The 12,528-nt window shown below is 40.0% G+C and carries 11 protein-coding genes; 4 read left to right on the top strand and 7 right to left on the bottom strand.

Going from position 1 to position 12,528, the window contains the following annotated elements:
- Positions 1 to 165 precede the first annotated feature (165 nt).
- Positions 166 to 1,329 (top strand): DUF4317 domain-containing protein, encoded by a 1,164-nt coding sequence (locus tag C1726_RS04370; protein ID WP_102272359.1) that lies wholly within the window; start codon positions 166 to 168, stop codon positions 1,327 to 1,329.
- Positions 1,330 to 1,583: 254 nt separating this feature from the next.
- A complete protein-coding gene (locus C1726_RS04365; RefSeq protein WP_102272049.1) occupies positions 1,584 to 2,444 on the top strand; it encodes a YitT family protein in 861 nt (286 codons plus the stop codon).
- Positions 2,445 to 2,478: 34 nt separating this feature from the next.
- Here C1726_RS04365 and C1726_RS04360 read toward each other — a convergent pair whose 3' ends face one another.
- Entirely contained in the window at positions 2,479 to 3,405 is a 927-nt protein-coding gene (locus tag C1726_RS04360; protein WP_102272048.1) for a DMT family transporter, read from the bottom strand.
- Between the two features lie 129 nt (positions 3,406 to 3,534).
- Here C1726_RS04360 and pdxR point away from each other — a divergent pair, with 129 nt between their 5' ends.
- Positions 3,535 to 4,926, top strand: a complete 1,392-nt coding sequence (gene pdxR / locus C1726_RS04355) for a MocR-like pyridoxine biosynthesis transcription factor PdxR (RefSeq protein WP_102272047.1) — start codon at positions 3,535 to 3,537, stop codon at positions 4,924 to 4,926.
- Between the two features lie 55 nt (positions 4,927 to 4,981).
- On the opposite strand, the gene phnE (C1726_RS04350) is transcribed toward pdxR, so the two are convergent.
- From phnE (C1726_RS04350) to C1726_RS04335, 4 genes are all read right to left on the bottom strand, one after another.
- Positions 4,982 to 5,785 carry a phosphonate ABC transporter, permease protein PhnE gene (phnE, locus tag C1726_RS04350; protein WP_102272046.1) on the bottom strand — a complete coding sequence of 268 codons (804 nt, stop codon included), beginning with the start codon at positions 5,783 to 5,785 and terminating at the stop codon, positions 4,982 to 4,984.
- A complete protein-coding gene (gene phnE / locus C1726_RS04345; protein WP_102272045.1) occupies positions 5,782 to 6,576 on the bottom strand; it encodes a phosphonate ABC transporter, permease protein PhnE in 795 nt (264 codons plus the stop codon). The genes phnE (C1726_RS04350) and phnE (C1726_RS04345) overlap by 4 nt, the downstream gene beginning before the upstream one ends.
- On the bottom strand, positions 6,576 to 7,346 hold the full coding sequence (gene phnC / locus C1726_RS04340) for a phosphonate ABC transporter ATP-binding protein (RefSeq protein WP_102272044.1): 771 nt from the start codon (positions 7,344 to 7,346) through the stop codon (positions 6,576 to 6,578). Before phnC ends, phnE (C1726_RS04345) begins: the two co-directional genes overlap by 1 nt.
- Positions 7,347 to 7,428: 82 nt before the next feature.
- A complete protein-coding gene (locus C1726_RS04335) occupies positions 7,429 to 8,346 on the bottom strand; it encodes a phosphate/phosphite/phosphonate ABC transporter substrate-binding protein (RefSeq protein WP_102272043.1) in 918 nt (305 codons plus the stop codon).
- A gap of 193 nt (positions 8,347 to 8,539) precedes the next feature.
- Between C1726_RS04335 and C1726_RS04330 the strand changes: the two genes are divergently transcribed.
- Entirely contained in the window at positions 8,540 to 10,138 is a 1,599-nt protein-coding gene (locus tag C1726_RS04330) for a bifunctional metallophosphatase/5'-nucleotidase (RefSeq protein WP_102272042.1), read from the top strand.
- 25 nt (positions 10,139 to 10,163) lie between these two features.
- On the opposite strand, the gene C1726_RS04325 is transcribed toward C1726_RS04330, so the two are convergent.
- Together C1726_RS04325 and C1726_RS04320 are read right to left on the bottom strand one after the other, a co-directional pair.
- Positions 10,164 to 11,609, bottom strand: coding sequence for an MFS transporter (locus C1726_RS04325; RefSeq protein ID WP_102272041.1), 1,446 nt, complete (start codon positions 11,607 to 11,609; stop codon positions 10,164 to 10,166).
- An 82-nt stretch (positions 11,610 to 11,691) separates the two neighbouring features.
- On the bottom strand, positions 11,692 to 12,474 hold the full coding sequence (locus tag C1726_RS04320; protein WP_102272040.1) for a TrmB family transcriptional regulator: 783 nt from the start codon (positions 12,472 to 12,474) through the stop codon (positions 11,692 to 11,694).
- Between the last annotated feature and the right edge of the window lie 54 nt (positions 12,475 to 12,528).

Genomic DNA, 12,528 nt, shown 5'->3' with positions numbered 1-12,528 from the left:
AAACACTCATGAATCTTGTATTTGTGGGTGTTTCTTTTGTTTGTGAAAAGGTCAGAAATGTTCATGAAAATGACGAAATCCCTGTTTGCTAGTAAAGCTGGTAAAATATCAAGTATTACTATTTTTTTGTCTGAACAGTATAATCAGGAATGGGAGATGAGACAGATGAACAAAAAAGACATTGCAAACATCCGAAAACAATTTAAATTAAATAATCGATATATGAATATTCGGGAAATATTTAATGTGTATATAAAGAAAGAATCGGGTGAGATTTACCATCAGGTTAGCCAGCCGTTTCAATTGCTGGAGCAGGAAGCGCAAGAATTATTTTTAACAAATTTCAAAAAAGTTTTAACAGGCAGTCTAGATGCAAAGCTATTTGAATTGAAATTTAGAAGAGATGTGGAAGATAGCACCCAAATGATTCTCTACAATGGATTGCGGGCAGATACAGATGAATGGATGGAAAGCATGCTGAGAATCGTTCAGAAAATGTTTGCTCATGCCGTTTATGAATTTGATACAGTGGTCACGTTTATCCGGGGGGAATACCAAAAGGCGACAAGAAAACGTGATCTCGAATCTGGAGAAGGAGGGGACGATGAGGTCTATTCCAATGAATTTACCCTCTGCACGCTTAATAAAACCGATCAGCCGAAAAAAGCGCTGCTGTTTGATTATATCGAGAAGGAATTTAAATCAAATAACGCAGTCGACCCGATTATCAATTTGACTGCTCCGTTAACAGGCTTTATGTTTCCTGCCTTTAATGATCATGCGGCTGACGTCAATCATATTCTCTATTATGGCGGAAAAGCGAATCAGCCAGATACGATGTTTATCGAAGAAGTCCTCCATTGTGAAGACATAATCACGGCAATAGAAGAGAAGGATAGCTTTGAACAAATTGTAAAATTGGTAGCTGGGGACGAAGTCGCTACCGACGTCATTTCGAATGTGTATGAAGAGATTGATAAGATGGTACAGGAGAGTATAGAGAATGAAGAAAGTGAACCTCCTAAACTCGATTCTCGCGACATTGAACGCATCTTAGAGGTAAGCGGTGTGGAAGATGTCGATACCGCCAAAGTGGAGCATGCCTTCAAAAGTGTCGTCTATGATGTCAATCATGAAATTAAAGCGAGCAGTGTCATACCGAAATCAATAAAGATCAACACAAAGATTGCTGACGTATCCATCCATCCGAAAGAACTGAAAAATGTTAAATACATTACCTATGAAGGAAAAAGATGCCTTTTATTAGAAGTTGATGAAGATATTGTTGTTGAAGGCTTCCGCTTGCCGAACATGTCCAATCATCAATAAAAAGGCAAAAGGAGATAGCCATTTATGAAATGGCTATCTTTTTTTCCTAATTTCAGTAACATTTGGACTATTAAACATATATGAATTTGAAATTGTTAATAAATGTAAAGTGTGGTTGATAATATTTATAAAACTATATATTCCAATAAATGCAACATGCGGTTCTTATAAGTTTTTAATACGTTTTAATGATTTTTCACCCGAATTTATGTTAAAATGCCAAGGTTATATAGTAAAGAAAGGAATCGGAAAAAATGAATAAACAAACAACTCAGACGAAGTTACTGAAGGAATACTTTTTTATTATCATTGGCTCAATTTTAGTTGGTTTATCCTATAATATTTTCCTATTGCCTGCTAGACTAGCGGCGGGCGGGGTTTCCGGAATTAGCACGATTCTTTATGAGCTGTACCAGTTTAATCCTGCTTACGTGCAATGGCTAATTAATATTCCGCTATTTTTTGCCGGTCTCATCCTTTTAGGGAAGGATTTTAGTATAAAAACATTAGTAGGAACTTTTTTTGTTCCATTTACGATTTGGGTTAGTGCCGATATTCCTTTTACCATTGATAATCCGCTGCTCGCTGCCATTTATGGAGGGATTCTTTTAGGAGTTGGGCTAGGAATTGTTTATCGCGGAAAAGGCTCTACAGGAGGCTTGGCAACAGTTGCACAAATTGTTAAAAAGTATACTGGTTTTTCCAGCGGCTATTCCCAGTTAATTGTTGATGGATTTGTTGTTGTCGCCTCTGCCTTGGTGTTTAATTTAGAATTAGCTTTATATGCCATGATGGCGATTTATGTGACAAGCAAGGTGATTGACTTTGTTCAGCTGCAAACTTCTCCGTCCAAGCTAGTGCTTATTATTACTGAACAGGAAGAGCAAATCCAAACCATTATTAAAGATGAAATTGATCGAGGTCTAACAAAGGTGCGCTCGATCGGCGGCTTCTCCAATAAGGAAAAAACACTGATTCTTTGTGTGGTAGAGCAGGAGGAAGCCATTTATTTAAAAAAGGTGCTGCAGGAGCAGGAACCTTCCTCATTTGTTGTCTTCCTTAACGCCTCCGAAATTCTGGGACGCGGGTTTTCTCTATCAAAAAGTAATGGATAAAAAGCTGACACCCGTTGTGTCAGCTTTTATCATGTTATGAAACTCTTTCTCTCGCAACAGTCCCCAGTTCCTTCTCTGGCAAACTTAAAGCTGCAACTGCTATGACAATGAGCACCCCGCCAATTAGCTGGTAGCCGCCAAATGATTCGTTTAGCCACGTAATGGAAACAATAACGGCAACAAGCGGCTCGATGCTTGATAGAAGGCTTGTCTCCATCGCACTCAAATGCTTTAAACTTCCAATATAAAGTACAAATGAGAGGGTTCCACTTAGGATGGCCAGAAATAGCATAGTAGAGGTTTCAAATGTAAGTGTATTTGCAATGGCCTGAAAGCTAAATTGACGATTAAATACGAGCAAAGCAATACCCGCAAGCAGCATCCCCCAGCCAACAATGAGCGGCGATCCCCATTTTTTTATTAATGAAGCAGGCTGAAGCGTGTAGAAAGTGAATCCAATCGCAGTCAGCAAGCCAAAGATGACAGCGATTTTTGTTAAAATAATATTTTCGATCGATCCGTTTGTAATAAGAAAAAAGATTCCCGAAAGCGCAATAATGATTGACAGAAATTGAATAAACGAAGGGAGTTTCTTATACTGGACAGCAACGTAGACCGTAATCAGCACCGGACCAAGAAATTGAAACAAGGTAGCCGTTACCGCGTTGCTAATTCTCACTGTTTCAATAAAGGCATATTGCGCGCCTAACATCCCAATGATTGCGAAAATGACTAACTGTATCCATTGGCGCGGATCCTTCCAAATAGCAAAAATACTTTGTTTTCTAATAGATAATACAGCTAATATGAGGATTCCTGCTAAAATCAGCCGAATAATTAAAAACTCTATGGATGTAATGGCTGTTTGCTGAAAAAGCCATTGAATGATCGGGCCAGAAATTCCCCATAATGTAGCTCCAGTTATGATCATCATTAATCCAAGACGGCGTGATGTTTTCATGATGCATACCTCCTAAATACACGATTGCATGATTGTTATGATTGAAAATGCTAAGCATAGAGGTATTATATAGAATAACTGATACTATATTAAGTATCAGATTTTAGAAGGTTGAAGGGGTCAGTTTTGATGCTAGAGATCACACCAAAGCTTGATAATCAAAGTGAGAAGCCATTATATGTTCAGCTATATGAGTATATAAAACAAGAAATTAAAATGGGCAACTTAACTCCGGATGTAAAGCTTCCATCTAAAAGAAGACTTGCCGCACATTTATCTCTAAGTCAAAATACAATTGAAGCCGCCTATGAGCAGCTTATTGCAGAAGGGTATCTGCTATCCATTCCACGGAAGGGCTACTATGTTAGCGAGCTGGATCAACATTTAGTGGAAAATAATAATAGTCAGCGGTCAGCAAGTTTTATTAAAGAAAAACAATATCAAGATTCTGATTGCTTATATGATTTTACCCAAACGGGAGTAGATGCACGTTCCTTCCCATTTAGTTTATTTCGCAAACTAACGAATGAAATATCACGCCCAGAAAACGATCGTTTGTTAAAGCTTGGCCATCCGCAAGGTGACTATGATTTCCGGAAAGCCATTGCAAAGTATCTCTATGAATCACGAGGGGTTTGCTGTTCGCCAAGTCAAATCATTATCGGAGCAGGAACACAATATTTAATGCGGCTGCTGTTTCAGCTGCTTCAAAAGGGAGTATTTGCAGTTGAAGACCCAGGATATCACCGCAGACATGTAGCTTTTGAAAAATGGGAACGGGTGAAGATGATCCCATTAGACCAAGATGGGATGATTGTTTCACGTCTTGAAGAAAGCGGGGCTAATATAGCATTTGTTACACCATCACATCAATTTCCATGCGGAATGATCATGCCGATTTCAAGAAGGATGCAGCTGCTGCATTGGGCCAATTTGGGTGAGGGGAGATATATTATTGAAGACGATTATGATAGTGAATTTCGCTATTCGGGTAAACCGATTCCTGCTTTACAAGGCTTAGATACGAATGGAAAAGTTGTTTATATGGGCACTTTTTCAAAGGCACTGCTGCCATCGCTTAGAGTAAGCTATATGGTTCTTCCCAAACCGCTTATCGAAATCTATCAAAATGAATATTTTTTCTATGCACAAACGGTTTCACGAATGGATCAAGATCTCTTAAGAAGGTTTTTAGAAGAGGGGTACTGGGAGAAGCAAATAAACAAAATGAGAGTGATCTATCATAAAAAGAGAGATATCCTTGTTTCAGAAATCATGAAACAGTTCCCTGATCCAGCTGAAATTATTGGCCAGGACTCCGGTCTGCATGTATTAGTCCGTGTCAAAAATGGCATGACAGAGCAAGAACTAATCGGCATGGCAGGAAATTTTAAGTGCAAGGTTTATCCGCTATCCGCCTATGGGAGCCATGATAATATGACTGTTTTACTAGGCTATGCTGCTTTATCTGAGGAAGAAATAGAGGAATCGGTTAAATGTCTGGCACGGGCTTGGTTTTAAATTGGAAAAGGTACTAGAATACTCATCCTAGAGCCTTTTCCGAAAAAATTTAAACCTACACAATTTTCTTCCGAATATACCCAGACAATAAATCGATCAGCGTAACCATCACGATAATACCTAGAAGAATAATCCCCACCCGGTCCCAATCTCGCGAGCTTAAGGCGAAAATGAGCGGTGTGCCGATTCCGCCTGCACCAATAATGCCAAGGATAGCGGCAGAGCGTACGTTGATTTCAAATCGGTATAGCGTATAGGATAAGAATCCAGGCATGACCTGCGGCAGGATGGCAAACCAGATGATTTGCAATCGGGTGGCGCCAGTAGCAGCTAATGCTTCTGCAGGTCCAGGATCAATGCTTTCGATCTCTTCTGCGAATAGTTTGCCAAGCATGCCGATAGAATGCAATCCTAAAGCAAGCACGCCTGCAAACGATCCCGGTCCAACCGCTTTAATAAATAGAATGGCCATGACGATTTCTGGAAAGGTGCGAACAAAGCTTAGCATGAATTTTCCTGTATTTGCTGCTGTTTTTCCGCTGTTCATATTTGCTGCTGCCCAGAAAGCGAAGGGAATGCAAAGAAAAGCAGAAATGAACGTGCCTAATATGGCGATGGCTAATGTATCGAGGAGGCCGCGTAATAAATCCTCTCCATCAGGTAAGTAAACGTAATCCCAATCTGGGTTAAATATGCCAGCAAAAATGGCTTTGGAAATCTGACCGGCTGTTTCTTTTACGCCAGCAATCGGCATCCCAGAAAATGCCCATATGTAGAGAACGAGTAAGGCAATAACAATAATGACACGCTGGATTCTATTTTTTCTTGGTTTAAATGGGGTGATTACCGCTTTATTCATAATAATTTCTCCCGTAGTTTTATGCTAATATAGTCGATGAGCAGAACCACGACCAAAGTAAATAGAATAATTGAGCTTGTTTTATCATATTCAAAGAATCCGAGCGTGCGGTCATAATACAAGCCGATTCCGCCAGCACCGACTAAACCCAAGACAGCTGCCGCACGGATATTAACTTCAAACGTATAAAGAACATATGAAATATAATGCGGCAGTACCTGTGGAATCACTCCAAAAAAGATCCATTGAACTTTATTAGCCCCGACAGCTGTCATTGCCTCCAAGGGACCATTATCGATTGACTCGATTGCTTCATAGGTTAGCTTGGCAATCAATCCGATTGAAAAAATCGTTAGGGCAAGTATGCCCGGCAGTGTTCCTAAGCCAAAGATGGATACAAAAATAGCTGCAAGAAGCAAGTCTGGCACAGTCCGTATTATGTTCAAAATAAATCTTGCTGGATAGTAAAATAAATAACTTTTAATTATGTTATTTGCAGAAAACAGGGCAATCGGGATGGCGATAATTGCACCAAAAGTAGTTCCTAATAGGGCCATACGAATCGTTTCGAGCATGGCTGGAAGGATTTTTTCAAAATAAAGCCAGTTTGGCGGAAGCATTTGTCCAAGCAGCTCAAGCATATTGGGAAACCCGGCAACAAGTTCAGAAATAGATGCATTGGTCTTTATGCCGCTTGCGAAAAATAGCAGCAATAAGATAATAACGGTTAAATAGGTTTTAAGTTTACTAGGCGGTTCAGGATATTTCCTTTTTTCTAAAGGATGATTCATCACGCTTCGGCTCCTAGCAGTTCTTTTTCATGGATTGGCCTTCCGTAGATTTCTGCGAACTTTTCGTCTGTTGCCGCTGAGACCGGTCCGTCAAAGACTACTTCTCCTGCGCGCAAGCCAATAATCCTTGTCGCATATTCCCTTGCTAAATCTATAAAGTGAAGGTTAACTATTGTCGTTATGCCTAGATCTTGGTTAATTCTCTTTAAGTCATCCATGACTTGCTTTGTTGTTAATGGATCTAATGAAGCAACAGGTTCATCAGCCAAAATGATTTTTGCCTCCTGGGCTAGTGCACGGGCAATGGAGACACGCTGCTGCTGCCCGCCTGAAAGTTCTGTTGCCCGTGAGTAGGCTTTTTCAAGAATATTCACGCGCTCTAGAGCTTGGTAAGCAGAGTGGATATCCTGTTTTGGAAACAATCCAAGAAGTGTCCGCCAGGTTGGAAGATAACCGACACGGCCAGACAGCACATTTCTTAAAACGGTCGAGCGTTTAACTAAATTAAATGTTTGAAAAATCATGCCGATGTCCCGCCGGATTTTTCTTAAGCTAATTCCTTTTGCCATTGTAATCGATTGCCCATCGATGAGTATTTCTCCATCAGTTATTTCAATTAGACGGTTAATTGATCGTAATAAAGTGGACTTTCCCGCACCAGATAAGCCGACAATGACTACAAACTCCCCTTCGTGAATGGTTAAGTTAATATCATTTAATCCCTTTACTCCATTTGGGTAGGTCTTGGAGACGTTTTGAAATTCAATCACTGTGATTCCACCTTCAATTGTTTTGATAAAAAAAGCCAAACCAGTTCATGATGGAAACTGGATGGCGTTTCTGCAGGCTAGGCTACTCTGTTTTCACTTTTTCTGCGTAGTCCCGGACAATTTCGAACATTTTATCTTCAGAAGGGGTGTAGCCTTCATGAGAATAGATATCTTTAATAATTTCATGTCCCTTTTCGTCCTTGCCAATGGCAATAAAGGCATCTTGAATTTTCTTCGACCATTCCTCTGTCATGTCAGGACGAATGGCAATTGTGTCATTTGGGATCGGTTCTGTGAAATGCAGGACTTTTGTGTCTTCAAAAACTGTCGGATAGTCACCCTTCACAATATTTCGTGCATCTTGGAAAATAACAGCTGCGTCGACATCCCCATTTAAGAGGGCAATAACGGCTTGATCATGTCCTTTTACTGTAATCCCTTCTACGTCAGTTAGCGGATCAATTTTGGCATCCATTAACGCTGCTGCCGGCCAAACATACCCTGCTGATGAAGTCACATCTTGAAAAGCGATTTTTTTGCCTTTTAAATCTTCTATGCTATCAATATCGGAATCTGCGTTAACAATAAACATTGATTTGTAGAAATCTACTAGCTTATCGTTGGGTGCTCCCGTTTCATCGCTCACACCAAAGCGCTGTGCCTGAAGGATTACGTTAGCCGCCCCTTTTTCATGGGCTTGGACATATGCAGTTGGAGGCAAGAAACCAATATCTACTTTTTTCGATGCCATTGCTTCTACGATCGTATTGTAGTTTGTTGACACACTAACTGTAACAGGGATTCCCAGCTGTTCCTTTAGCAGCCCCTCTAATGGTTTCGCTTTAGCTTCTAAAGTGTCAGCATTTTGTGAAGGAACGAATTGAACTGTTAAGCTTTCAGGTTCATACTCTCCTCCCGCCGCTTCGCTTGATCCGCATCCACTTAAAATACTAGCTGCCAAAACAAAAGATAGACCAATTCCAGCAAACTTCTTAAACATCGTGTTACCTCCATATTGGGAAAGTTATTTTCATTACGAGTTGAATTATAGCAAAGCAATATGGTGTTTTTTGTAAAATAGTTGTTAATTATTGTAAAGGGATTGTTATGTTTAATAGGAATTCCATTTACAGCTTCCAATTGAATATATAATTGAGGGGATGATTAGAAAAAGGCGGAAAGGGGATAAGATGATGCTTGAAAATAAACAATGTCAAATGGTTATTTTAGTAACAAGTGATCTTCATGGGCATGTATTCCCGCATAACTATCGAAACAATCGAGAGGTTTCTATCGGATTAGCAAAGCTTGCCACAATGATTCACAGAGAGCGGGAAAGCTATGATTATTCGATCCTTATTGATAATGGAGACCTCATACAAGGCACCCCTCTGACCTACTATTACTCAAGGTTTATGAAAGAGGGGATTCATCCAATGGTAAACATCTTAAATCATTTAAACTATGATTGTGCCGTGATAGGCAATCATGAATTTAATTTTGGAATAGAGGTATTGCAGGCTGCAATAAAGGATTCTAACTTTCCTTGGCTATCGGCAAATACGATCCAATACGGGATGAAGAACTGTGCATTTGGAAGACCGTATGTTGTTAAAGTGTTCGAAAATGGGCTTCGTGTCGCCATTTTAGGAATCACCACACACTATATTCCGAATTGGGAAAATCCGAAGCATATAGCAGGGCTTCAGTTTGAGGATGCATTCATTAGTACAAAAAAATGGGTCAAATTTATTCAAAAGTATGAGACATATGATCTGTTAATTATTTCTTATCATGGGGGATTTGAACGGGAGCCCTCAACTGGCGAAGAAACGGAAAACATGTCAGGAGAAAATCAAGCCTATGCAATTTGCGAGGAAATTGCCGGAATTGATGTATTGCTCACTGGTCATCAGCACCGGATGATTGCAGATACTGTGAATGGAGTGACGATTGTTCAGCCAGGATGTAATGGCCAGGCAATCGGGAAGGTTGTGGTTACATTTGAAAAGGTTTGCGGTCAATGGGTTATTAGCAATAAAGCAGCAGAGCTGGTAACCATTGATGAAACGGCAGAAGCAGATCGAGAAATAATAAAAATGACTAAGGAGACGGAACGGGAGACACAGGCATGGTTAGACCAGCCGATAGGGAGGATTATTGGCGATATGACCATTCATGATGCTTTTGCAGTTCGTCTAGGTGCCCATCCACTGATCAAATTTTTAAATCAAGTACAAATGGATGCATCTGGAGCAAGGATATCAGCCACTGCACTTTTTGATAATGGTTCTGAAGGGTTTAACGAAGAAGTAACAATGAGGAATATAGTCTCCAATTATATTTATCCCAATACCTTAAGGGTGATCAGAATAAAGGGCTATGAGATGGAAGCAGCACTTGAGAAGTGCGCTAGTTATTTTATGCTAGACCACACGGGGGATATCGTGGTAAATCCATCCTATTTGCAGCCAAAGCCACAGCATTATAACTATGATATGTGGGAAGGGATTGAATATGAGCTGGATATAAGGCGTCCTGTAGGGGACCGAGTAACGAAGCTTATGATTTCAGGTGAACCCATTGAAATGGAAGGGGAGTATGAGGTTGTAATGAACAATTACCGTGCGAGTGGCGGCGGTGACTTCCATATGTTTCAAAATAAGCCAGTAATTAAAGAAATCCAAACAGATATGACAGAGCTCATTGCCGATTATTTTTTGAAAAGAAAGGTGGTCTATGCGGATAACGATAAAAACTGGCGGGTTATTTGGCAGGGGTATACAGATTAAGTGTATCCCCCATACCTATAGATATTTAACTTTTCCCTGCAGTTCTTTTGTTCAATAAGAAGATAAGTATGAATGTAATCATTGCTAAAACAATACTGCTGTACAAAGCGATGTTAAACGAATCTAAATAAGGGATGTGGCTGGCGATGTTATGATTCTTTTTTTCTAAAACTGAAAAAAAGATGGTACCGATCACTGCTACTCCAAGAACATTAGCAATTTGCATGAAGGTGCTTAGTATGCCAGAAGCTGAACCGGCATGCTGGCTCTTGCTCCCGGCTAATATAATGCCCATCAATGGGGCACCGATCAGTCCTTGGCCAAAACCGATCAGAAAGAAAGGAATGATAAAGTGCTGCCAAGCGATTGTCATTTCAAAGGAATGAATGCAAAGGATTACAAATGCATAGCCGGCAATGAGGATGATTGCTCCCCAATTTAATACAGTTCCTTTCATTTTTTTTACCCATTTTGGTGCAAGCAAGCAGGAGAGAAAAAATGCCCCTCCAATGGGAGTAAAAGCAATAGCAGAATCGATGGCAGATAGAGCGAGCCCATCTTGTAAAGTTAAAGAAACCGTTAAGAAAAAGCCGCTATTGCCTATTTGATAGGCAAGAATGGTGAATACTCCAAGCGAAAAAGAGCGGTCTGAAAATATGGATAGAGGGATTAAAGCGGTTTGCCCTGCTTGAATCACTTTTCTCTCATGGAATAAAAATAAGAAGAATGACAGCAAGGAACCGATGAAGCTTACATATATCCATAGCGGCCAGCCAGCTTCTCTTCCAGCAATCAACGGGAACACAAGAAGGAGGAGACTGATCGTCAGGAAAAGAATCCCTTTCCAATCAACCCTGCTGTTTTGATCTGTACGAATTTCTGGAATCATAGAGCGAATAAGAATGACAGCGATAAGACCAATCGGTATATTAATGAGAAAAACGTTCCGCCAGCCTAGACCCCAAATATTCCAATCGATAAGCAGGCCGCCAATCATTTGCCCAGCAATTAATCCGAGCCCGCTTATCGCGCCGTAAAACCCGATTGCCTTTCCTTTTTCCTCGGGAGGAAAAATCACTTGGATAATACTTAATACCTGTGGAATAAGAATCGCGGCGCCTATTCCTTGGATAACGCGTGAAAAAATTAATAGGTTTGTATTTAAAGCCATGCCGCACAAATCCGAAGCAATAATAAAGATGACCATACCAACGATAAACATTCTCTTTCTTCCATATTTATCACCGATGCGTGCCCCTGTAATTAATAAAACGGCATAGGACAACACATAGGAAGCAACAATAAGCTGGATTTCAGCGGCACTTGTGTGCATTTGTTCTTGAATCGTTGGGATTGCTACATTAACAATAAATGTGTCCAATATGACCATAAATGTGCCAAGCAAAAGAATAAACAAAGCAAGCCACCGTTTAGGATAAGCAGATGTACTTTCTTGAGCTAATTCATTCATTTTGTTTTTCCTCGTTTCTTTAAAATTGGAGGTATTTATAAATACTACTAATGAAAGTGTAAAAAAAGGGAAATACAAAAGATCAACTTAGTATTTCCTTATAACGCTGTATAATGTTTTCATAATCAGTTCCATATTTCTCATCTAGTTCTGCTTTAAAATCTTCTTCAATTTGTTTCATGACCAGGTCATGATAGAAGTCGTTTTTCAATAGTTCGGTGATGGAAGGATGATCAGTTTCCAGCGCAGAAAGCTTATATGCTTTTCCGAAGCTGCCGATTACAGCAGCTTGCGAGTCACATAAAATTGAGAATTTCCTCGACTCCATCTGGTCCCATTCTTCGCTTCGTTTATGTGTAATCACATGTTTTAAGCTAGTATGACTTTCACCAATAACGATTAAGGTGACATCCACACCTCTCTTTTCTGCTTCTGCCAAAGACTCTTCAATCCAATGAACATCCTCTGACCAAATATCAACGAGAATATGTTTGTCTGCATTCGAAATTACACGTCGAATAACGGTCTCGAGCGCCTTATCCCCTTGCCAATTATAAAAAGAGCTAGCAGATTTAGGCGGTGTGCGTAATTCCTCTACCAAGATTTTTGCTGTTTGCTCAAAATCAGTCTGCAGTAAACGAACCATTTCATCGATGGGTACTGGTGTATACAGAACAGGATTGGCTTCAATTGTTCTGCACATTCCTTTATCCTTTAAAGCTCTTAGTGCCGCATACACATTGGTCCGTGATACAGAAACCCGCTTGGCAATTTCATAGCCTGATAAATCAGGTTCTTCATACAATGTTAAATAACATCTTGCCTCTAGATCAGATAATCCTATTTTTCGAAGTTGGTCAATCAATTGGATTCCCCCATATAAAAAGCTCCATTTAGTAGTATATAAAAATACTACTAA

Origin of the sequence: Cytobacillus massiliigabonensis, assembly GCF_900199725.1 — a bacterium.
GTDB lineage: Bacteria > Bacillota > Bacilli > Bacillales > Cytobacillaceae > Cytobacillus > Cytobacillus massiliigabonensis.
The sequence above is the reverse complement of the archived record's forward strand: the minus strand, read 5'-3'. Positions and strand labels throughout refer to the sequence as shown.

Bases quoted from the DNA above. Each gene is read 5' to 3' on its own strand.
- C1726_RS04335 (WP_102272043.1), bottom strand. From the start codon at position 8,346: ATGTTTAAGAAGTTTGCTGGAATTGGTCTATCTTTTGTTTTGGCAGCT.
- C1726_RS04370 (WP_102272359.1), top strand. From the start codon at position 166: ATGAACAAAAAAGACATTGCAAACATCCGAAAACAATTTAAATTAAAT.
- C1726_RS04365 (WP_102272049.1), top strand. From the start codon at position 1,584: ATGAATAAACAAACAACTCAGACGAAGTTACTGAAGGAATACTTTTTT.
- C1726_RS04360 (WP_102272048.1), bottom strand. From the start codon at position 3,405: ATGAAAACATCACGCCGTCTTGGATTAATGATGATCATAACTGGAGCT.
- C1726_RS04325 (WP_102272041.1), bottom strand. From the start codon at position 11,609: ATGAATGAATTAGCTCAAGAAAGTACATCTGCTTATCCTAAACGGTGG.
- phnE (WP_102272045.1), bottom strand. From the start codon at position 6,576: ATGAATCATCCTTTAGAAAAAAGGAAATATCCTGAACCGCCTAGTAAA.
- C1726_RS04330 (WP_102272042.1), top strand. From the start codon at position 8,540: ATGCTTGAAAATAAACAATGTCAAATGGTTATTTTAGTAACAAGTGAT.
- phnE (WP_102272046.1), bottom strand. From the start codon at position 5,785: ATGAATAAAGCGGTAATCACCCCATTTAAACCAAGAAAAAATAGAATC.
- pdxR (WP_102272047.1), top strand. From the start codon at position 3,535: ATGCTAGAGATCACACCAAAGCTTGATAATCAAAGTGAGAAGCCATTA.